Source organism: Bradyrhizobium xenonodulans (assembly GCF_027594865.1).
Lineage (GTDB): Bacteria > Pseudomonadota > Alphaproteobacteria > Rhizobiales > Xanthobacteraceae > Bradyrhizobium > Bradyrhizobium xenonodulans.
Genome location: NZ_CP089391.1, coordinates 1 through 20,951, shown reverse-complemented (window position 1 = coordinate 20,951; position 20,951 = coordinate 1). Strand labels below are relative to the sequence as shown.

At 65.4% G+C, this 20,951-nt stretch carries 16 protein-coding genes; 3 read left to right on the top strand and 13 right to left on the bottom strand.

Going from position 1 to position 20,951, the window contains the following annotated elements; all coding sequences use genetic code 11:
- Positions 1-63 precede the first annotated feature (63 nt).
- Positions 64-981 (bottom strand): pirin family protein, encoded by a 918-nt coding sequence (locus I3J27_RS00080; protein WP_270164138.1) that lies wholly within the window; start codon positions 979-981, stop codon positions 64-66.
- Between the two features lie 280 nt (positions 982-1,261).
- On the opposite strand from I3J27_RS00080, the gene I3J27_RS00075 reads away from it, so the two are divergent.
- Together I3J27_RS00075 and I3J27_RS00070 are read left to right on the top strand one after the other, a co-directional pair.
- Positions 1,262-2,323, top strand: coding sequence for an AraC family transcriptional regulator (locus tag I3J27_RS00075; protein WP_270164137.1), 1,062 nt, complete (start codon positions 1,262-1,264; stop codon positions 2,321-2,323).
- 143 nt (positions 2,324-2,466) lie between these two features.
- Entirely contained in the window at positions 2,467-3,894 is a 1,428-nt protein-coding gene (locus tag I3J27_RS00070) for a serine hydrolase domain-containing protein (protein ID WP_270164136.1), read from the top strand.
- 196 nt (positions 3,895-4,090) lie between these two features.
- Here the strand turns inward: I3J27_RS00070 and I3J27_RS00065 are convergent, their stop codons facing one another.
- Positions 4,091-5,458 (bottom strand): MmgE/PrpD family protein, encoded by a 1,368-nt coding sequence (locus tag I3J27_RS00065; RefSeq protein ID WP_270164135.1) that lies wholly within the window; start codon positions 5,456-5,458, stop codon positions 4,091-4,093.
- Positions 5,459-5,577: 119 nt separating this feature from the next.
- Here I3J27_RS00065 and I3J27_RS00060 point away from each other — a divergent pair, with 119 nt between their 5' ends.
- Entirely contained in the window at positions 5,578-6,693 is a 1,116-nt protein-coding gene (locus I3J27_RS00060; protein ID WP_270164134.1) for an FUSC family protein, read from the top strand.
- Position 6,694: 1 nt separating this feature from the next.
- Here I3J27_RS00060 and I3J27_RS00055 read toward each other — a convergent pair whose 3' ends face one another.
- The 11 genes from I3J27_RS00055 to dnaA all read right to left on the bottom strand — a co-directional run bounded on the left by I3J27_RS00055 (position 6,695) and on the right by dnaA (position 20,951).
- On the bottom strand, positions 6,695-7,345 hold the full coding sequence (locus I3J27_RS00055; protein ID WP_270164133.1) for a 2-hydroxychromene-2-carboxylate isomerase: 651 nt from the start codon (positions 7,343-7,345) through the stop codon (positions 6,695-6,697).
- Positions 7,342-7,830, bottom strand: a complete 489-nt coding sequence (locus I3J27_RS00050) for a DUF2867 domain-containing protein (RefSeq protein ID WP_270164132.1) — start codon at positions 7,828-7,830, stop codon at positions 7,342-7,344. The genes I3J27_RS00055 and I3J27_RS00050 overlap by 4 nt, the downstream gene beginning before the upstream one ends.
- Positions 7,827-9,221: an MATE family efflux transporter gene (locus I3J27_RS00045; protein ID WP_270164131.1), complete on the bottom strand. Its 1,395-nt coding sequence runs from the start codon at positions 9,219-9,221 to the stop codon at positions 7,827-7,829. The genes I3J27_RS00050 and I3J27_RS00045 overlap by 4 nt, the downstream gene beginning before the upstream one ends.
- 210 nt (positions 9,222-9,431) lie before the next feature.
- Entirely contained in the window at positions 9,432-10,727 is a 1,296-nt protein-coding gene (gene murA, locus I3J27_RS00040) for a UDP-N-acetylglucosamine 1-carboxyvinyltransferase (protein ID WP_270164130.1), read from the bottom strand.
- A gap of 119 nt (positions 10,728-10,846) precedes the next feature.
- A complete protein-coding gene (gene yidI, locus I3J27_RS00035; protein ID WP_270164129.1) occupies positions 10,847-11,314 on the bottom strand; it encodes an inner membrane protein YidI in 468 nt (155 codons plus the stop codon).
- Positions 11,315-11,440: 126 nt separating this feature from the next.
- Positions 11,441-12,961 (bottom strand): peptidoglycan-binding domain-containing protein, encoded by a 1,521-nt coding sequence (locus tag I3J27_RS00030; protein ID WP_270164128.1) that lies wholly within the window; start codon positions 12,959-12,961, stop codon positions 11,441-11,443.
- A gap of 255 nt (positions 12,962-13,216) precedes the next feature.
- A complete protein-coding gene (gene gyrB / locus I3J27_RS00025) occupies positions 13,217-15,652 on the bottom strand; it encodes a DNA topoisomerase (ATP-hydrolyzing) subunit B (RefSeq protein ID WP_270164127.1) in 2,436 nt (811 codons plus the stop codon).
- Positions 15,653-15,933: 281 nt separating this feature from the next.
- Positions 15,934-16,692, bottom strand: a complete 759-nt coding sequence (locus tag I3J27_RS00020) for a hypothetical protein (RefSeq protein ID WP_270164126.1) — start codon at positions 16,690-16,692, stop codon at positions 15,934-15,936.
- A 113-nt stretch (positions 16,693-16,805) separates the two neighbouring features.
- Positions 16,806-17,942 carry a DNA replication/repair protein RecF gene (recF, locus tag I3J27_RS00015; protein ID WP_270164125.1) on the bottom strand — a complete coding sequence of 379 codons (1,137 nt, stop codon included), beginning with the start codon at positions 17,940-17,942 and terminating at the stop codon, positions 16,806-16,808.
- A gap of 231 nt (positions 17,943-18,173) precedes the next feature.
- Positions 18,174-19,292: a DNA polymerase III subunit beta gene (dnaN, locus tag I3J27_RS00010; RefSeq protein ID WP_270164124.1), complete on the bottom strand. Its 1,119-nt coding sequence runs from the start codon at positions 19,290-19,292 to the stop codon at positions 18,174-18,176.
- 249 nt (positions 19,293-19,541) lie between these two features.
- Entirely contained in the window at positions 19,542-20,951 is a 1,410-nt protein-coding gene (gene dnaA, locus I3J27_RS00005) for a chromosomal replication initiator protein DnaA (protein ID WP_270164123.1), read from the bottom strand.

Sequence of the window (20,951 nt, the reverse complement as noted above, 5' to 3'; positions counted from 1 at the left end):
CGGAAGAGCCTTCGCGCGGGACATCCGGCCGCGCCTGATCGCACGGCCGGACACCGGATTAGCCTATTCCGGCAGCGGAATGAACTCATGTTCCTGCGGAACTGCGGCGAAGCGGCCGGTTTTCCAGTCCTGCTTGGCCTGCTCGATCCGCTCCTTGCCGGAGGAGACGAAATTCCACCAGATGTGGCGCGGGCCCTCCAGTGCATCGCCGCCGAGAAACATCATCCGCGTCGCCTTCAGCGCCTTCACGGTGATGCGGTCGCCGGGCCGGAAGATGAGGAGCCGCGGCCCCTCATAGCGCTCGTTCGCGATCTCGACCTCGCCGTCGACCACATAGATCGCGCGTTCCTCATGGTCAGGGTCGAGCGGCACGCTCGCGCCGGCCACCGCCGTGACCTCGGTATAGAACCAGGGCGAGACCATCGACACCGGCGAGGTGATGCCGAAGGCGGAGCCTGCGATCACCCGCGCGGTAAAATCGCGCTCGGAGATCATCGGCAGGTCGCCCGCCGCGTAATGCTGGAACGACGGCGCGATCTCTTCCGATCCGGCCGGCAGCGCGATCCAGCTTTGCAGGCCCAGCATCTGCTGGCCCGAGGCGCGCTGGGCATCCGGCGTGCGTTCGGAATGCGCGATGCCGCGCCCGGCCGTCATCAGATTCATCGCGCCGGGCGCGATTTCCTGGACGTTGCCCTCGCTGTCGCGATGCATGATCGCGCCGTCGAACAGATAGGTGACGGTGGCAAGCCCGATATGCGGATGCGGCCGCACGTCCATGCCCTTGCCGGAGACGAACTGCACGGGGCCGAAATGGTCGAAGAAGATGAAGGGCCCGACCATCTGCCGCTTGCCATGCGGCAGCGCGCGCCGCACCGCGAATCCATCGCCGAGATCGCGCGTGCGCGGCACGATGACGAGATCGAGCGCATCGCAGGACATGGGATCGCCGAGCACGGGATCGTTCGAGGGTTGCCAGCTCATGGTGGACTCCTGTTTCTTGCTGGTATGATCGTAGCAGAATTCTGCATTGTCGTCGCGACAAAGGCCGCACCACAAACTCCGCTGTCATGCCCCGCGAAGGCGGGGCATCCAGTACGCCGCGGCCTCTCGGTTCAATAACTGTCGTCTCGGCGTACTGGATCGCCCGGTCAAGGCCGGGCGATGACAGTTGTGAGTGAGTGTGAGTGAGGATGGTCCTTGAAAAAATAGCCGCAACGACCGATGTTCGGCTGGTTTCAACTGCGACCGATCGCATCACCCGATGACCCTTGCCGCAACCGAGCTCGCCTTCCGCGCTGCCAGCGTCGCGCTGCTGCTGGTGCTGGCGGCGTCATTGCTCTCCGATTTCCGCAATGTGCTGGCGGGGCGGCTCGGTGCTGCTCTCGCACTGGGCTTGGCCGCGCATGCGGTGAGCTATTCGGTTGGTGTCACGTCGCGGATCCCGGCATCGCATGCGCCGCTGATTGCGATATCGACCGGCAACATCGTGGTGTTCTGGCTGTTCACGCGCGCGCTGTTCGACGATGAGTTTCGCTTGAGCTGGTGGCACGGCTGGGTCTGGGCGCTGGTAACGGCGTTCAGCTTCGCAGGCTGCGTCTGGATTGCACCCAGCGGCCATGTGCGATTCTCGGTGACGATGGTCAACCTGATCGTGCTCGGCTTCATCGCGCTTGCGATCGGGCAGACGATCGCCTCGTGGCCGGCCGACCTGGTCGAGCGCCGCCGCCGCGTTCGCGTCTTCATCGTCTGTGCCGGCGCGCTCTATGGCGGGGTGAATGCGCTGCTTCAGATCTCCGTTGCGGGCTATCGCGTCGGCGAGGCCGCCGATACGATCAATGCCGGCGTGCTCGCCTGCATCGTCGCGGCCATCGCCTATGCCATGATGCGTGTCGATGCCGCCGATCTGTTTCCGGTCGCAGCGAAGGTCGAACCGGCGGTCATTTTCGGTCCGCAAGCCACTGAAGACGCCGCCGACCAAAAGCTCATCGATGCCCTGATGCGGCTGATGGCGGACGAGCGGGTCTATCGCCAGGAGAACATCACCATCGGCGTCCTGGCGGGCCGGCTCAAGATTCCCGAATACCGCCTGCGTCGGCTGATCAACCAGCGGCTCGGCTATCGCAACTTCAATGTGTTCCTGAATAACCACCGCATCGAGGAAGCCAAGGCCGCGCTCGCCGATCCCGCTCAGGCCGAGGTCCCCGTCATCACCATCGCGATGGACGCCGGCTTCCAGTCGCTCGGCCCCTTCAACCGCGCCTTCAAGGCGGTGACGGGCGTGACGCCGACGGAATATCGGCGGCTCAAGGTGAATGCGGCCTAGATTCTAAGCCGTTCTAATCACGCCGAAATTTCAGAATCAGCAAGCCCCGCCCGGTTTCAACCAGGCCATTTTCCAAATCCGGCGAGCGATCCTCGGTCCGTTCCGGCTTCCTCCCGGCACATCCCCCGTGCCGGAGAAAGCCCGTGACCCGCCGCCGCAAGATCATCCTCCTGACCACCGCCATCGCCTGTATCGGCCTCGCGCTTGGCGCCGCACGGGCCCGCGACGTGCCGAAGGTCGCGACCGGCTTCGTGGCCGACATCCTGTGCTCGGAGACGTTCGTCTCGGGGCTCGATGCCAGGCGCAACTTTGCCGAGACCACCGACGCGATGCCCGGGACCGGCCTGATCACCTGGGCCATGGACTACCAGGTCGATCGCGCGCGCAAGGACGTCACGGTGACCTTGTTCGGCCTTGGCCGTAGCCATGCCGTCTATCGCGAAGGCCTCGGCTGCACGCTCGACCACGGGACGCCGCTCGCCGATGTGGCGGTGCCGCCCGACGACAGGCAGCCCGCGCTGCTGCCCGAGATCGCGAGCCCAGCGATCGTGCCGCCGCAAAGTCCCGAGCTTGCCGCCGCGCTCGATCGTGCCTTCACCGAACCCGCGCAGCCGCCTTACCGTCGCACCCGCGCAATCGTCGTCATGAAGTCCGGCCGCGTCATCGCCGAACGCTACGCCGATGGCATCGGATCGGAGACGCCGCTGCTCGGCTTCTCCATGACGAAGTCGGTGATATCAGCCTTGACCGGCATTCTTGTGCGCCAGGGCAAGCTGAAGCTGGACGGGCCCGCACCGGTCGCCGCCTGGAAAGATCCGAACGACCCACGCCATGCCATCACCGTCGACCAATTGCTGCGTCATACTGCGGGTCTTGCGCTTGGCAGCTCGCTCGAGGCTTCGCTCGGCTCGGCCTTCGAGCCGGTCAACCGGATGAAGTTCATGGAAGCCGACATGGCGGCCTATGCCGCGACCATCCCGCTTGCGACCGCGCCGGGCGCGGCGTGGAATTACCACGACGGCAACTTCCTCATCCTCGCGCATTTGCTGCGCGACGCCGCCGGCGGAAAGCCCGCCGATGCGCTCCGCTTCGCGCGCCGCGAATTGTTCGCGCCGCTCGGCATGCGCCACGTCACGCTCCAGCTCGACGGTGCCGGCACCATTGAAGGCTCGGGCGAGATGCTGGCCTCCGCGCGCGACTGGGCGCGCTTCGGCCAGCTCTATCTCAATGACGGCGTCGCCGGCGGCAAGCGCATCCTGCCGGAGGGTTGGGTGAGCTACTCGGCGTCAGCCACGCCACATGCCTGGGTCGGCATCGGCGCCGGTTTCTGGACCAACCAGGGCAACAGCTATGGCGCGAAATTTCGCGTCGACCACGGCTGGCCGCGCGATGCCTTCTTCGCCAAGGGCACGATCGGGCAGTACACCATCGTGATTCCGTCGGAGAAGCTGGTGATCGTGCGACTGGGCCGCTCGCCGAACGCCCCGCCGCAAGCGGATGGCGTGTTCGATCTCGTCCGCGATGTGGTGGCGGCGACACGCGAGAAGGGGAAAATGGCGGGGGTGAATTGATTGAAGCGGAGCGAAGCTTCTTACCCTCCCCTGGAGAGGGAGGGTCGATCGCGCGTAGCGCGAGCGGGGTGGGGTGATCTCTCAACACGGGCAGTGTGGACGTGGAGAGACTGTCACCCCACCCCGGCTCATATTTCGCTGCGCTCAATATGAACCGACCCTCCCCCTCCAAGGGAGGGTAAGCGCCGCGACGAACCTACCTTCCCAGCTCCGTCGCCTTCGCTACGCGATCAAACCGCTCCAGCGTCATGATTGCATCAGCAAATTTGTCCGCGCGTGCGTTCAACACCGGGCGGGCCAGCGTCAGAAACTTCTGCTGCATCGCCTGCGCATCGGGGAACGAATTCGGCTCGCCGGAGGGATCGGCATAGAGCCGCTCATGCACGCCGTCGTCCGTGGTGATGCTGACGCGCGCGCCGAACGGATGGGTGCGGCCGACCTCGAGCCGGTCGTCCTGCACCACGTCGAACTTGTCAGCGAGCGCGTCGATGGTGGCGTCCCCAAGGCGGTTGTAGTCGTCCCAGCCAAACGAGCCCTGGTCGAGCGCGAGTGCGCCGGTGAAGAACATCGAGAACTGGCCACCGACGATCGAGGTCGGATGCCGCTTGGTGGCGGCATCGCCGGTCAAGGTGATGCCGTTGCGATGCAAACCGATCTCGACGCGCTTGACCTGGTCGGGCGTCAGATTGTGCTCGCGCCGCATCGCGATCAGCGCGTCGATCGCGGCATGCGTGTAGCGGCAGCTCGGATACGGCTTCACGCCGATCTTCATGGTCTCATAGGTCTTGCCGAGCTCGGCGACCGCCTTGCCCGGATGCGCATCGTCGGTGTAGCCGGCGAGCAGGCCGTGCTTGCCCTCGACCGATTCCGTCGCGCCGACGAAATCGTTGCGCGCCAGCGTCGCGGCGATGACGCCGTTCATCGCGGCGGCGCCGACCTGGTAGCGCTTGTTCCAGGCGCCGTTGACCAGGAATTGCAGCGAGCCCGCGGCCTGGCTGCCGGAGACGCCGAAGGCGGCGATGATCTGCTGCTCGCTGAGGCCGAACAGCTTGGCCGCCGCCGCCGCCGCGCCATAGGTGCCGGCGGTCGCGGTCGGATGGAAGCCGCGCGCATAATGCGAGGTCGGGTCGAGTGCGTTGCCGAGCCGGCAGCAGACCTCGTAGCCCGCGACGATCGCGGTCAGCACGTCGCGGCCGGAGGCGCCGACCATTTCGCCGACGGCGAAGGCGGCCGGAACCACCGGCGCGCTCGGATGCAGCGAGGAATCGGCGTGGGTGTCGTCGAAGTCGAGGGAATGGCCGAGTGCGCCGTTGAGGAGAGCTGCGACCGCCGGCGTCCAGGTCTTGCTGTCGCCGAACACGGTGGACTCGCCCTTGGTGTCTAGCGAGAGCGCTTCCAGCATCTTCAGGATCGACGGGGTCGATTCCGCTTCGCTGCGGGCGCGGATGGCGCTGCCGAGGAAGTCCAGCATCAGAACCTTGGCGCGCTCCAGCACCTCCGCCGGAATATCCTGGTATGTCAGATTGAAGACATAGGCGGCGAGCGTTGCGGTTTCGTGGGCCATCGTGTTTCCTCGTTTTGGCGCGCAAGTTAGGCGGGCTGATTTGGCCTTTCAAGCGCCCTCGGGGCCGCGGGCATCAGCCATGCTTTTGCCTGGCTTCGAGAGGATCGGGACGTCTGACGATGGCATTCGCAAAAGACCTGTTCGACCGGATCCGGTCGCGGCGGACGCAATTGGGGCTGGCGATCCGGGTCACGGTGGCCGCGGTGGCGGCTTATGCGATCGCCACCGCGCTGCATCTGCTGCTGCCGCTCTGGGCGGTGCTGACCTCGCTGATCGTGACCCAGATGAGCGTCGGACGCTCGCTGAAGGCGACGCGCGACTACATGCTCGGCACCATCGGTGGCGCCATCTATGGCGGCGCCATCGCAATCCTGATCCCCTATTCCAGCGAGGCCGGGCTGTTGGGCTTGCTGGTGCTCTCGGTCGCCCCGCTCGCCTTCATCGCCGCGATCAATCCGAGCCTCAGCGCAGCCACCGTTACGGCCGTGATCGTGTTGCTGGTTCCGACCATGCATCACTCCGATCCCATGACGTCGGCGATCGACCGTGTCAGCGAGGTCGGGGTCGGCGCCATCACGGGACTGCTGGTCTCGTTCCTGGTGCTGCCGTCCCGCGCGGTGCGGCAGATCCGCGCCAGTGCGGCGAAACTGCTCGAGCTGATCGCCGACGCCTTCACCGAACTCTTGGCAGGCCTCACGCGCGGCCGCGACAACGACGCGCTGCACCGGATCCAGGACGGCATCGGCACCGCCATGGTCGGCATGAATGCCATCGGCACTGAGGCCGAGCGCGAGCGCGCCGCGCGGCTGTCGAGCGGGCCCGACACCGGTCCCTTGCTACGAACGGTGCTGCGGCTGCGTCATGACGTCGTGATGATCGGCCGCGCCACGGTGGTGCCGTTGCCGGCCGAGGTGCAGATGCGGCTCGCAGGGCCCTTGACGGAAGTCTCGACCGTGATCGCGCGCTTCCTGCGTTCGGCAGCCAGCGCTTTGCGCGAAGGCGCCGGTGCGCCGGCGATCCACCCCGTCCACGTCGCGCTCCAGCATTACGCCGAGGCGGTTGCGTCCGTCCGCCAGGACGGACTGATTCGCGGCCAGCCGAGCGACACCGCAGAGCGCTTCTTCGCGATCGGCTTCTCGCTGGAGCAGATGCACCAGAATCTCTGCGATCTCGATCGCGTCGTCGGCGAATGGTCGGAAGCCTCGTCCGACAAGTCCGCGCGCGTGGCGGAATGAGCTATCGCTTCGTCAGGCCCTTGCCCTGCATGCGCCAGAGCAGGAGATCGATGCGGTCCTGGCCGAAGAACGGCTCGTTCTCGAACACGAAGGTCGGTACGCCCCAATGGCCCGAGGCCGCGTGGTCCTTTTCGTTCTCGGCGATCACCTGCTCGTAGCGATCGGCGTCGGTGCTGATTGCTGCATCCATCGCGGCGAGGTCGAACCCCGCTTTCTCGGCGGCGCGTGCGAGATAATCGCCCTCGTTCCATCCCGCCACCGAGCCGTCCCACAGCACGGGTGCGATCGCCGACGTGAATTCCAGCGAACGGCCCTCGAGCTGCGCCATCGCACCCAGCCGGGTCAGCCGGTGGATGTAGGGCTGCTCGGCTGCGACATCGAACGTCGTCTTGTCCTGCACGATCGGATCCGGCCTCGGAAATCGGAACGGAATGCCCTCGTGCTGCGCCACGCGCGTGCTGTCGAGCACCACATAGCGAATGAAGTTCGGGCTGGCTTTCTTGAAGAAGCCGGGCACGCGGACCGCGAGCGGATAGACCGGCCGCAGGTTGACCGCGAGATCATACTCGGCGACGAGTTTCAGCGTCTTCGGCAGCGCCAGATAGCTGAAGGGGCTGCGGTAGGAGTAGAAGAGGTCGACGGACAGGGTCATCGCGCCGGCTCTACGATGCACCTCATCATGCTGCGGACCACGAGCTTGTGAAACGGCATGATGAGCGCGAGGTAGGTGCGGCCGAGCAGATTGTTCGTGCGTACCAACGTGGTCGAGGTCACCTGACGGCCCGTTGCATCGCCGCCAACGTCGACCACGAGGCGGAAGTCGAGATGATGATCGTTGAAGCCCGCGACCAGGCGCTCGGGCGTTTCGCTGACCACCGGAAACAGGCCGATCAAGCCGCCCGGCGCCGGCTCGCCTTCGCCCGATGTCTTCAGCCCGAACGGCGTTACCAGGATGTTGCGCAAGCGCAGCAGTGCATCGACCCAGCGTGGTCCGTGCACCACCATCCGCGTGCAGGCCTCGCGCGCGTCCACCGCCGCTGCGCCGATCTCGACGCGAAACGCGTCGATGAACTGGGCACCCGCCAGCACGGCTCCGGCGTCGACCTCAGGGGCGACTTCGCGAACTGTCCCGATCATCCCACCAGTCTGCGCGTCAGCATGCGGAAGCGCAAGATCAAGAGTCCGGCATAGACGAACGTCCCGACCGAAAACCCGATCCAGACGCCGACCGCGCCGAAGCCGGCGTTGAACGCCAGCACCCAGGCGACGGGAAAGGCGACGGCCCAATAGCCGATCGCCGCGAACACCAGCGTCATCTTGGTGTCGTTGATGCCGCGCAGCGCGCCGCCCACGATGGTCTGGAGGCCGTCCGCGATGAAGAAGGTCGCGCCGACCACCAGCAGTGTGGCCGTCAGCTCGATGGTTGCCGCGCTGGCCTCACTGGTGCCGAAGAACAACCGGCCGAGCTGGTAGCGGCCGAGAATGATGGCGACCGTCAGGGCGGAGACCAGAACGATCCCGAGCACGGCCGCGACCAGTCCTGCACGCCTGACCGCCAGCGGTTCGTTGCGGCCGAAGGCATGGCCGACCCGCACCGTCGCCGCCATGCCGATGCCGAGCGGCACCATGAACAGCACGGCGGTGACCTGGAGCGCGATCTGGTGCGCGGCGATCGCCGCGGTCGAGATCAGCCCCATCAGCAGGGCGGCCGAGGAGAACAGGCCGTACTCCATCAGCAGGGAAAACGAGATCGGCGCGCCGATCGCGATGAGCTGGCGCATCAAGGGCCAGTCGATCCGCCAGAGATGGGCGAGCAGATGATAATCCGAGAACGGCTTGCGCCACGCGGCGATGGCGAGCGTGGCGAGGAACGTGCCGAGATTGACCAGCGTGGTCGCAAGTCCGGCGCCGAACAGGCCCAGCTCCGGCAGGCCGAACAGGCCGTGGATCAGCACATAGACCAGGGCGGCATTGATCGGGATCGCGGCAATGGTGATCCATAGCGGCGCCTGCGGCCGGTTCACCGCGCTCATCATGCTGCGCAGCGCGATGAAGCCGAGCGCGGGCGCGATGCCCCAGGCCAATCCGTAGAGATAGCGCTGGGCCAGCGCGGCCGATTGCGGCGCCTGGCCGAGCGCAATCAGGATGTGCTCGCCATAGAGCGGCGAGGCCATCATCGGCAGCGAGATCAGCAGCGCGGCCCACAGGCCGACGCGCAGGGAGCGGCGGATCCGCCTGAAATCGCCGGCGCCGAACGCCTGCGCGGCCAGCGGCGACACCGCGGACATCAGTCCGAGCCCGAAAGTGAAGCTGACGAAATAGACCGTGTGCGCCAGCGCCGCCGCGGCCACCGCGCTCTCGCCGAGGTGGCCGATCATCGCCAGATCGGTCGTGATCATCGCGATCTGCCCGAGCTGCGTCAGCATCATCGGCACGGCCAGCCGCAGCGTCTCGACGAACTCTTCGGCGAGATGGTTTGGCGGCACGCCGGCTTGCGGCTGCGAACGATGTTGGACGGTGTCGAGCATGGTGGCTGCAATAGCACAGCCACACGTCGAAAACATGGCCCCGCGTTCTCCGCTCGCTCGGTATCGTAGGGTGGGCAAAGGCGCACTTGCGCCGTGCCCACCATCAGAAGCCGTGGGCACGCTTCGCTTTGCCCACCCTACGATACTGGTTCGAGACGTGAGACTTCGGCTACACCTCCTCCCACAGGGGGAGGAGGAAGAAGGGCAGCCTCACCCCTTCCGTTCCGGCACCCGCTTGATCTTCGCGCCGAGCGCGTTGAGCCGTTCGTCGATGCGCTCGTAGCCGCGCTCGATCTGGTCGGCGTTGTTGATCGTCGAGGTGCCCTCGGCGCAGACCGCGGCGAGCAGCATGGCCATGCCGGCGCGGATGTCGGGCGAGATCATCGATGCCCCGCGCAGGCGGCTGGGGCCGGCGATGATGGCGCGATGAGGATCACAGAGCACGATACGCGCGCCCATCGCGATCAGCTTGTCGACGAAGAACATCCTGGATTCGAACATCTTCTCGAACATCAGGATCACGCCCTCGCATTGCGTGGCGGTGACGATCGCGATCGACATCAGGTCGGCCGGGAAGGCCGGCCAGGGCTGGTCCTCCAGCTTCGGCACGTGGCCGCCGAAATCGTCCTGGATCTTCAGCGTCTGATTGGAGGGCACGATCAGATCGTCGCCCTCGACGCGGCAGACGATGCCGAGCCGCTCGAACCCCATGCGGATCGAGCGCAAATGCTCGACGCCGGCGCGCGTGATGCGCAAGGGAGAGCGCGTCACGGCGGCAAGCCCGATCAGCGAGCCGACCTCGATATGATCAGGCTGGATCCGGTAGGTCGTGCCGCCCAGCGTCGCCGGCCCATGCACGATCATCGTGTTGGTGCCGATGCCCTCGATCTTCGCACCAAGCGCGACCAGGAAATTGGCGAGGTCCTGCACATGCGGCTCGGACGCGGCGTTGCGCAAATAGGTGACGCCGTCGGCGGCGACCGCCGCGACCAGCGCGTTCTCGGTCGCGGTGACGCTCGGCTCGTCCAGGAACACGTCGGCGCCGGCGAGCTTGGCCGCGCGAAACTCGAGCCGGTCGGTCGCCGTGACTTTTGCCCCTAACTGTTCGAGCGCGAGCACATGGGTGTCGAGCCGGCGGCGGCCGATGACGTCGCCGCCGGGCGGCGGCAACATCACTTCGCCGCAGCGCGCGAGCAGGGGCCCGGCGAGCAGGATCGAGGCGCGGATGCGCACGCACAGCTCGGGATCGAGATCGGCGGCGCGGATGCTCTTGGCATGGATATGCAGCGTGTTGCGGGCGGTCCATTCGGCCGACGCGCCGACCGAGCGGATCAGCTCGACCAGCGTCTCGGTGTCGCGGATCCGCGGCACGTTCTCAAGCGTCACCGGATGCTCGGTGAGCAGCGCGGCTGCGATGATCGGCAGCGCCGAATTCTTGTTGCCGGACGGCTCGATCGAGCCCGAGAGCCGGTGACCGCCCTCGACGATGTACTGGATGGGCGCCAAGTGGATTCTCGCTGTGCTGTTGGATGGGGTGGGCTGTTTCGGGCGGAAACTACAGAGAATCGAGCGCGGGAGCAATTGCGCTGGCTGCGCTGACGTCCGCCCGGCAGGCCCGAAAAGGCTCAGAGCAGTCCGATGATATTGCCGACCACATAGAGGATCGCGATCAGGATCAGCGCGCCGATCACGACGAAGGAAAGCTCGACCGCGATGGCGCCGATGCCGAGCGTGGCGGCCACGCCGGCCAGGAGCCTCTCCTCGCGAAAAATCAGCGAGAGGACCGAGAGCAGGATGGCAAACAGGCCCAGCGTGATCGCGGTGACGGAAGCGGTTTCGCGCCAGGTTCTGGCGGCCGATTTTTCGACCTTCGGAGCCTGGTATTCCACGCCCTTCACGTGTGCGATGACGCGATCCTTGATGCGATGCCCGGTGTCGACAATCACCTTATCCGCCGGCGGCGGCGGAAAAACGATCGGAACGACCCAGTGCGGCAGCACGGCCGCCATCAGCGCCAGCACGCCGACGATGCTGCCGATGATCCCGAGGCGGCGGGAGGGAACGGCGGAACGGTTCGTTGCAGAGGCGGTCATGGCGTGAGGGGTTCCCGGCCGAACTGGCAACGGGTTCATGCCACTTCGTCGCGATGGCCGCGGGTCGGGTTCATCGGCATCCTGAAAATCCGGCTGGATATACAGGAGGTCACGAGGCCCCCGATCTCATCGTTCAAGGGGCTTCAGTTCAATTTGGAAGTTGCTGGCAAGGTTGATGTCCCCGGCGTGGTCGGCCGTTCCCTTTCCGAACACGAAAACAAGCCGTCGGGGCAGTAGAAGTTCGGGGAAACGGGCGCCGGTCTGTTTCTTGACCACCGCGTTGAAGAAATTGCTGATCCGCCCCTGCTCGACGACATCCGAGCCTAGTCGCTCAATATCACCCATTTCGACGTTGAGTCGTTTATATTCCTCAATCATCTCTTTCCGGACTGCCCCGCTCTGCCAGAGGAAATCGAACAACATACAAAGAGATCGCTCTGACGTGAATTTCAGCTCCTCATGCAATTTCTTCGCACGCGAATAAAATCGCTCCTGTATCATGTCCATCTGCACGCGTTTCGAGACGTCCGTCTGTAATATCCGAACCAAGATATCCTGCCACGGGTCCTTCAGTTGGGAATTGCCGTCTCCAGCTGAAATCGATCTTGCCCATAAGATGAACTCGGGCCTCGGCTTTTGAATGTTCGTTAGAAGTGTCTCCGCCATGCTGCCGGCAATGTCCTGGATCGTTCGCGGTTCTGCTTGGTTGATCCGCGAGAGCAGTGTCGAGGCCGCCAGGCCGCCCGCGCCAAGGAAAAGGCCGTCATCGACGCTTGCGGCAACCCTATCGAAATCGGTGCCGTCCAACGCCATTGTCAGATAGAGGCAGCGAGTTACCAGATCGTCCGAATTCAGGTCCTTGTAGTTTTGGGGCAGTCGAAGCTGGCCAGTAGCGCGGGCGAGTTCGAGTAGGCGCGGACCAATTAGGCCGGTAACAGGTAGATTGTTCTCAGTCTCGTAACGTCGCACGCCTTCATCGGTCAAAGGGCCGAACGATCCATCTGGAAGGCCTTTATAGAACCCGGCCTTCAGCAAGTACGTTTGGACCGAGGCGATCTCCAGTGCGGTATCGCCCATTCTGTAGACGCCGGTCCCACTAACCATTCCCAACTGAGGCGAAAACCGCAGCTCCTTGCTTCCGGCCAAGGGAAGTACGGGTCCTTCGCCCGGTTTTCGTTTGGCAAGATACCTCCCGAGCTGCCCACTTTGGTCGGACACGAGACCAGCCTCGACCAAAAATTTCAAATTGTTGGCCGCGGCTTCCTGATCGTTAGTCTTGATCATCTCGAGGATGCGGGCGGCTTCCGCCTTTCTGGCTTCGAGCGCAGCATTGCGTTCATCCTTTTGCTGCTCCGACTCCAGATTGCGCTTCGCCCTGTCGCCTTCGAGCTGTTGCTGCTCGCGGCTGTTCCACCATGCGACGCCGCCATTGAAGACGCCCGCTATGGCCGCACCGATGACGGCGAGGACCAGAGGGCTTGACCAGCGTGATCGCGCAAATTCCTGCTCTTTGAGAGCGATCTCTGCTTCACGGCTTTGCTGCTCGCGCTCCCTGATGCCGAGCTCTCGCTCGCGGAGCCGTACGTCCGCATTGAGCTTTTCCCGCTCCAGGTCGGCGGTCCCGCCGCCAGAGGTGTCGCGTGCCACGGGAGCCTCCGTTGAGAGTTTCGCCGGAGTGGCGTGTTGCAACCTTACGTTTAGAATACGACGCGGGGCAGGCGCAACAGGGCAGGGCCGCTAACCCAATTGGTCCCGCGCTCGGGCCGCCAATCATCGGCCTCGTGGCGCTTGGCTGGGGGCACGGAAACGGAGGTCGAGGCCTCGTCCACCGGCCTGTGTTGGATGCATGTCCGGCGCTGCACTGCAGTGCCGCCGCGATTGCGGCACACGGGCAGCCGGTTGTCAAATATCGATCGTCGCGCTGAGCGAATGTTCCTGGATGAAGTCGCGGCGCGGCTCGACCACGTCGCCCATCAGCTTGGTGAAGATGTCGTCGGCCTCGTCGACCTCCTTGACCTTCACCTGGAGCAGCGAGCGAGCGTCGGTATCGAGCGTCGTCTCCCAGAGCTGCTCCGGGTTCATCTCGCCAAGACCTTTGTAGCGCTGCAGGGTCACGCCCTTGCGGCCGGCGTCGGTGACCGCTTCGAACAGATCGACCGGGCCGTGGACAGGGTGTTCGGCGTCCTTGCGCCGCAGCTTGCCGGAGCGGGCATAAACGTCCTGGAGCTTCACGGTGTACTCGTCGAGCTTGCGCGCTTCGGCCGAGCCCAGGAAAGCGTCGTCGATGACGGCGGCTTCCTTGACGCCGCGCACCGTACGCTCGAACTGGAAGCCCTGGCCTTCGACGTATTGACCGATCCAGCCGCGCTCGACCTCCTCGGACTGATTGTCCAGGCGGCCGGCGATATATTGCGCGGCCGTAGCGGCCTTCTCGGGATCGCCGTAGATCGCCTTGTTCAGCACGCCGGTGATGGCGGCCTGCTCGATCACCTTGCGATTGTAGCGGCTGTGCAGATTGCGCAGGATGCTGCGAACGACGCGGGCATCATCGACCAGCGAACGCAGGTCGCGGCCGGTGCGGTCGCCGCCATTGCCGGGAATGTAGACGCAGTCGTCGAGCCCGGTGTCGATCAGATAATCTTCCAGCGCCCGCTCATCCTTCAGATATTGCTCGGACTTGCCTCTGGAGACCTTATAGAGCGGCGGCTGCGCGATATAGAGATAGCCGCCGTCGATGATGTCGCGCATCTGCCGGTAGAAGAAGGTGAGCAGCAGCGTGCGGATGTGGGCGCCGTCGACGTCGGCGTCCGTCATCACGATGATCTTGTGATAGCGCAGCTTCTCGACCGAGAATTCGTCGCCGATGCTGGTACCGAGCGCGGTGATCAGCGTGCCGATCTGCTCGCTGCCCAGCATCTTGTCCGGGCGGACGCGCTCGACGTTGAGGATCTTGCCGCGCAGAGGCAAGACGGCCTGGAATTCACGGTTGCGGCCCTGCTTGGCGCTGCCGCCTGCCGAGTCGCCCTCGACGATGAAGAGTTCGGACTTGGCCGGGTCCTTTTCCTGGCAGTCGGCGAGCTTGCCGGGCAGCGAGGAGACCGACAGCGGGCTCTTGCGCGTCAGCTCGCGCGCTTTTCGCGCGGCTTCACGCGCTGCGGCAGCCTGGATCACCTTGCCGACGATCATCTTGGCTTCGCTCGGGTGCTCCTCGAACCAGGCCTGGAGCGCCTCGTTGAGGACGTTCTCGACCACGGGACGCACTTCCGAGGACACCAGCTTGTCCTTGGTCTGCGACGAGAATTTCGGATCCGGCACCTTCACCGACAGCACGGCCGTGAGGCCTTCGCGGCAATCGTCGCCGGTCAGCGCGATCTTTTCCTTTTTCGCATTGGCCTCGGCATAGCCGTTGACCTGGCGCGTCAGCGCGCCGCGGAAACCGGCCAGATGGGTGCCGCCGTCGCGCTGCGGGATGTTGTTGGTGAAGCACAGCACGTTCTCGTGGTAGCTGTCGTTCCACCACAAAGCGGCCTCGACGCCGATGCCGTTGGCTTCGGCGCGCACCATGATCGGGGCCGGCACGATCGCCTTCTTGTTGCGGTCGAGATATTTGACGAATTCCTCGACGCCGCCGGAATAGTGCATCTCCTCGCGCTTCTCGACCGCGTGACGCATGTCGGAGAGGGCGATGTTGACGCCGGAATTGAGGAAGGCGAGCTCGCGCAGCCGGTGCTCCAGTGTCGCGAAATCATATTCGATGTTCTTGAAGGTCTCGGTCGAGGCGTGGAAGGTCACCTCGGTGCCGCGCCGGCCCGGCGCGTCGCCGACCACCTTCAGCGGTGCGACGGCATCGCCATGGGCGAACTCGATGTAGTGCTCCTTGTCGTCGCGCCAGATGCGCAGGCCGAGCTTGCTCGATAGCGCGTTGACGACGGAGACGCCGACGCCGTGCAGACCGCCGGAAACCTTGTAGGAGTTCTGGTCGAATTTTCCGCCGGCATGGAGCTGGGTCATGATGACCTCGGCCGCCGAGATGCCTTCGCCCTTGTGGATGTCGACCGGAATGCCGCGGCCGTCGTCACGCACGGTGACGGAATTGTCGGCATTGAGCACGACGTCGACGCGCGAGGCGTGGCCCGCCAGCGCTTCGTCGATCGCGTTGTCGACGACTTCGTAGACCATGTGGTGCAGGCCCGAGCCGTCATCGGTGTCGCCGATATACATGCCCGGACGCTTGCGGACGGCATCGAGACCCTTGAGCACACGGATCGATTCCGCCCCGTAATCGCTCGGATTTGAGGGCTCGTTTTCGGCAGGCGTCTGCCGAGCAGGTTCTGTCATGAGAGGCCTTCGAGATGTCGCCCGAATCAGCGGCGCAAAAGGCGCTGATTTGCAGGCTATTTGTGCCACGAAAGAGGGATTGCGCCTAGCGCAAAGTATCCCCTCGCAACCCTTTGAGTAGATGGGGTTTTTCAGCGAGTTTTCAAGGCGTTTGAAGGCCGTTTCGGAGGCTCGCGAAAAGCCCGATTCGGGGAGGTTTTTCGCGTCGAAATCAACCGCATTTCCCCGGGGGTGACGGCAGCAGTTCCGGGATGCCGGGGCGCCTTCGAAGGCTTTGAGGATCAGTAAAGCTGGAGCGGCGACCACAGCTCTCCGTTGGGCCCGACCGTGACGTCCCAGGCATCGCCGGCCACGAGCTCGATCGTCGTATCGCGGTCGGCGCGACCTTCGACCTTCAATGTGGTGGGGTATTTTCCCGGCGGCAGATTGAACAGCGGCGCCTCGGGGCGCTCCTTGCCGGCGCGCGCAGGGAGCGTGACGGTCCGGTGGTCGATGGTGAAGATGGCTTCCTTGTCGCCGAGATTGGTGAACATCAGCGCGGCACGGCCGGCCCTGGGCATGATTTGCGCTCTTGTCGCGGCCTCCTGGTTTCGCTGCACCAGATGGACCAAGGTGTCGCTGTCCTTGCGGCCGAGCGCGAGCGCCGCCGGACCAAGCGGGGAGACGAAGGCGAGCTGGACGTGATCGGCAGCGATCACCGCGCCATCGCGCTGCTCATGCCACCCGAGCTTTCCGAGCTCCTTGCGGTAGAAGGCGAGCACGTCGCCGAGCTCGGCGGGGATGCGGGTGATGAGCTTGGTCCGGAGCGGAGCGTCGACGTCGAGCATCGTGGTGATGCCGATCTCGCGATAGGTATAACGGGTCGGCGCGGGCAGCTTCGCGTCGGGATCCGGCGTCAGCGCGGGTGAAAACAGCGGCGCCAGTTGCGGCACCCAGGCGCTGGCGCTCGCCGCGAGCATGCAGGTCGCAAGAAAAAACAGGCCGCAGGCAGGCGCCAGCCATCGTGCCGGGACCCGCGCCCCGGTCCTCACCGTCCGCATCTCGCTTCTCCAGGGAAATCGCGCGTCATGCGCGATGGCTGAGGTTGCGACACGCATCGCCGCGCCTCAAAAAGCTAGTCGCGAAGGGAAACGGTCGGGTTCAAGGGCGGGGTCTAGCGCCGCGCCGAAACCCGTCCGCTCTCGACGTCAAAGACTTCGCTGCCTGCGCCAATCTCAGTGAAGGCGGCGGGGTCCGCGCCGGTCAGCCAGACCTGCGCGCCGAGCTTGCGCAGCTCGTCGAACAGCGCCGCGCGCCTGCTAGGATCGAGATGGGCGACGACCTCGTCGAGCAGCAGCAGCGGCACGATGCCGGTCATCTCGGCGACCAGCGTCGCATGGGCAAGCACGAGGCCGATCAGAAGCGCCTTCTGCTCGCCCGTGGACGCGTCGCGCGCGGGCATGCTCTTCGGTGCATAGATCACCTGAAGGTCGGTGAGATGCGGACCGTCGGTGGTACGGCCGGCGATGGCATCGCGCGGACGGTTGTCGCGCAGGATCTGGCGGTAGCGGTCCTCGACCGAGGTCGCAGTCTCCTGAAGCAGCGCGTTCTCCATCCAGCCGTCGAGCGCGATTTGAGCCGACGGGAAGGCGGACGCCTGTGCGCGCGCATTCAGCATGCCGGTCAGCCTTGCTGCGGTCTGGCCGCGCGTTGCGGCGACCGCGACCGCAAGCTCGGCGGTCTCGCGCTCGATCGCGTCACACCAATGGTCGTCGTAATTGCGCGTCTCCAGCAGGCGGTTGCGCGAGCGCAACGAGCGCTCCAGTGCGGAGATGCGGCTCGAATGGTCGCTGTCGATGGCCAGCACCAGGCGGTCGAAGAAGCGCCGCCGCTCGGAGCCTCCGCCCATGAACAGCCCGTCCATCGCCGGCGTCAGCCAGACCATGCGGATGTGGTCGCCGAAGGCGGTGGCCGAATTGACCGGCTCGCGGTCGATGCGGACGCGCCGGCTCACGGTGCTGTCTGCTTGCGGTGCGTCGATGCCGGTGCCGAGCGTCGCAAGCCCCAGCGCGCCCTCGACCTGCGCCGCCACCGCCCAGGAGCCGTCGCCCTGGTTGTCGGCGACGTCTTCCAGCGTCGCGCGCCGCAGGCCCCGGCCCGGCGACAGGAACGAGATCGCCTCGATGCAATTGGTCTTGCCCGCCCCGTTCGGCCCGACCAGCGCCACCATGTCAGCCGCCGTCTCGAGCCCCGCCGCCCGGTAATTGCGAAAATGCGTCAGCGTCAGGCGATGAATGCGGGAGGGGGTCATCAGCTATTCGTCATGGACGGGATTCTTCCCCTCTCCCCTTGTGGGAGAGGGTGGCGCCTCACGCAGTATGCCGTAGGGTGGGCAAAGGTGCGCTCTGCGCGCGCCGTGCCCACGTCTCGCCGCGATCATCCGTGCCGCTGCATGGTGGGCACGCTTTCACCTTCGCTCTTCGAGCTACGGCGCAAGCTTTGCCCACCCTACGGCTCCGATGGATGGTCGAGAGAGCGCCCCTCACACTCGCATCGGCATCAGCACATACAGCGCGCTCTTGTCGTCCTTGTCCTGCACCAGCGTCGGCGAACCGGGATCGGCGAGCCGGAGCGTTGCGACGTCGCCTTCGATCTGGGCGGCGATGTCGAGCAAATAGCGGGAATTGAAGCCGATATCGAGGGCGTCGGAGGCGTATTCGACCTCGAGCTCTTCGGTCGCGCTGCCGGAATCCGGGTTGGTGACGGACAGCACCAGCTTGCCCGGCGACAGCGACAGTTTGACCGCACGGCCGCGCTCGCTGGAGATGGTCGAGACACGGTCGACCGCGTTCTCGAAATCCTTCTTGTCGACGACGAGCTCCTTGTCGTTGCCTTGCGGGATGACGCGGCCATAGTCAGGGAAGGTGCCGTCGATCAGCTTCGAGGTCAGCACCACATTGCCGATGGTGAAGCGGATCTTGGCCTGCGACAGCTCGATCGTCATCTCGGCTTCGGTGTCCTCGATCAGGCGCTGCACCTCGCCGACCGTCTTGCGCGGCACGATGACCCCTGGCATGCCGTCGGCGCCCTTGGGCTGGACCAAATCGAGCTGGGCCAAGCGATGGCCGTCGGTGGCGACGCCGCGCAGGGTGGCAGCCTTCGCGGTGCCGGCGGCGTGCAGATAGATGCCGTTGAGATAATAGCGCGTCTCTTCCGTGGAGATCGCGAACTGGGTGCGGTCGATCAGCCGCTTGACGTCCTTGGCGGCAAGGTTGAACGAATGCGACATGTCGCCGGCGGCGAGATCCGGGAAATCATTCTCCGGCAGGGTCTGCAGCGTGAAGCGCGAGCGGCCGGCGCGGATCGCCAGCACGGCGCGGTCGCCGTCGGCCTCCAGCACGATCTGCGAGCCATCCGGCAGCTTGCGCACGATGTCGTAGAACATGTGCGCCGGCACGGTGGTGGATCCCGCGGTCGCGGTTTCCGCCGGCAGCGTTTCCGTCACCTCGAGGTCGAGGTCGGTCGCCTTCAGCGACAGTTTCGCGTTCTCGGCGCGGACCAGCACGTTGCCGAGGATCGGAATCGTGTTGCGGCGCTCGACCACGCGGTGGACATGGCCCAGCGACTTCAGGAGTTGCGCGCGTTCGACCGTAACCTTCATTGCACTACTCGCCCGATCCCCAAAGATGGAAAAAGCCGGGCGGAGGACAGCGCGCCGCGGCACCGAAGACCCCGGAAGGCCGGGTCATCGAGCCGATATGACCAAAGCCGTCAGGGTCGCGCAAGGTGGCTCGGAATGTCATCCGTTTCAAGGGATTGGGGGCAGTTCCCCACGATTTACCCTTGGAAACGCAACCGCCGCCCGGGCAGGCCAGGGCGGCGGGAGAATGGCAGGAGGCAGCCTAGGCGTTTATTCCTGAAGCTGGCGCTTCAGCGACTCCACTTCCTCCGACAGCGCGGTGTCCTTGGACACCAGGGCCTCGATCTTGCGCACGGCATGCAGCACCGTGGTGTGGTCACGCCCGCCAAAGCGGCGGCCGATCTCGGGGAGCGAACGCAGGGTCAGCGTCTTGGCGAGATACATCGCCACCTGGCGCGGCCGGACTACGTTGGCGGTACGGCGCGAGGACAGGAGGTCGGAGCGGCTGACATTATACTGCCGCGCCACCACGCGCTGGATGTCCTCGATCTTGATCCGCTTCGGCTCCTGCGGCCGGATCAGGTCGCGCACCTCGTGCTCCGCCATTTCCAGCGTCACCGGCCGGTTGTTGAGTTTCGAGTGCGCCAGCAGGCGGTTGATCGCGCCTTCGAGATCCCTGCCGTTATGGGTGATGGCGCGGGCCAGATAGGCCAGCACCTCCTCCGGGACCTCGAAGGTCGCATGATGGGCGCGGGCGGCGGCGACGCGCGACTTGAGAATGCCGTGGCGCAGCTCCTCGCCGAGCGAGCCCATCTCGACCACGAGGCCGCCGGCGAGGCGCGAGCGCACGCGATCGTCGAGGCTTTCGAGATCGGACGGCGGACGGTCGGCCGCGATCACGACCTGACGGCCGGCGTCGATCAGCGCGTTCAGCGTGTGGCAGAACTCGGCCTGGGTCGACTTGCCCTGGAGAAACTGGAGATCGTCGATCACGAGCACGTCGATGCCGCGCAGCGCTTCCTTGAAGGCGAGCGCCGTCTGCGTCTTCAGCGCGGCGACGAAGCCGTACATGAATTTCTCGGCCGTGAGATACAGCACCTTGCGCTCGTTGCCGGAATTGCCGGCCCAGGTCACCGCCTGGAGCAGATGCGTCTTGCCGAGGCCGACGCCGGCATGAATGTAGAGCGGGTTGAACATCACGGGGTCGCCGCGGCGCCCTTCGGCGACCTGGCGTGCCGCGGCATGCGCCAGCGTGTTGGAGCGGCCGACGACGAAGCTTGCAAAGGTCAGGCGCGGATCGAGCGGCGAGCCGCCGAGCGCGTCATGATTGGCCGAGACCGGCGCGGTCGCGGTCGAGCGCAGCTCCGGCGCAGGCGTGCGGCGCGCTTCGACCGGCGCGGGCGCTTCCTTCGGCTGCACCACGGGGCGCACCGCGGAGCGAACGGTGAGATCGATGCGATGCACTTCGGGCATCTCGGCCTGCCAGCACGACAGCACGCGCTCGGCATAATGGGCCTGGATCCAGCTCTTCAGGAAGCGTGTCGGGACCGAGAGCCGCACGCTCTCCTCCTGCACGCCTTCCAGATCCATGCGCGCAAACCAGCTCGTATAGACGTCCTCGCCAACGTTCGAGCGCAGCCGGCTCTTCACGCGTGACCAGCGATCCTGTTCCATTGTCAT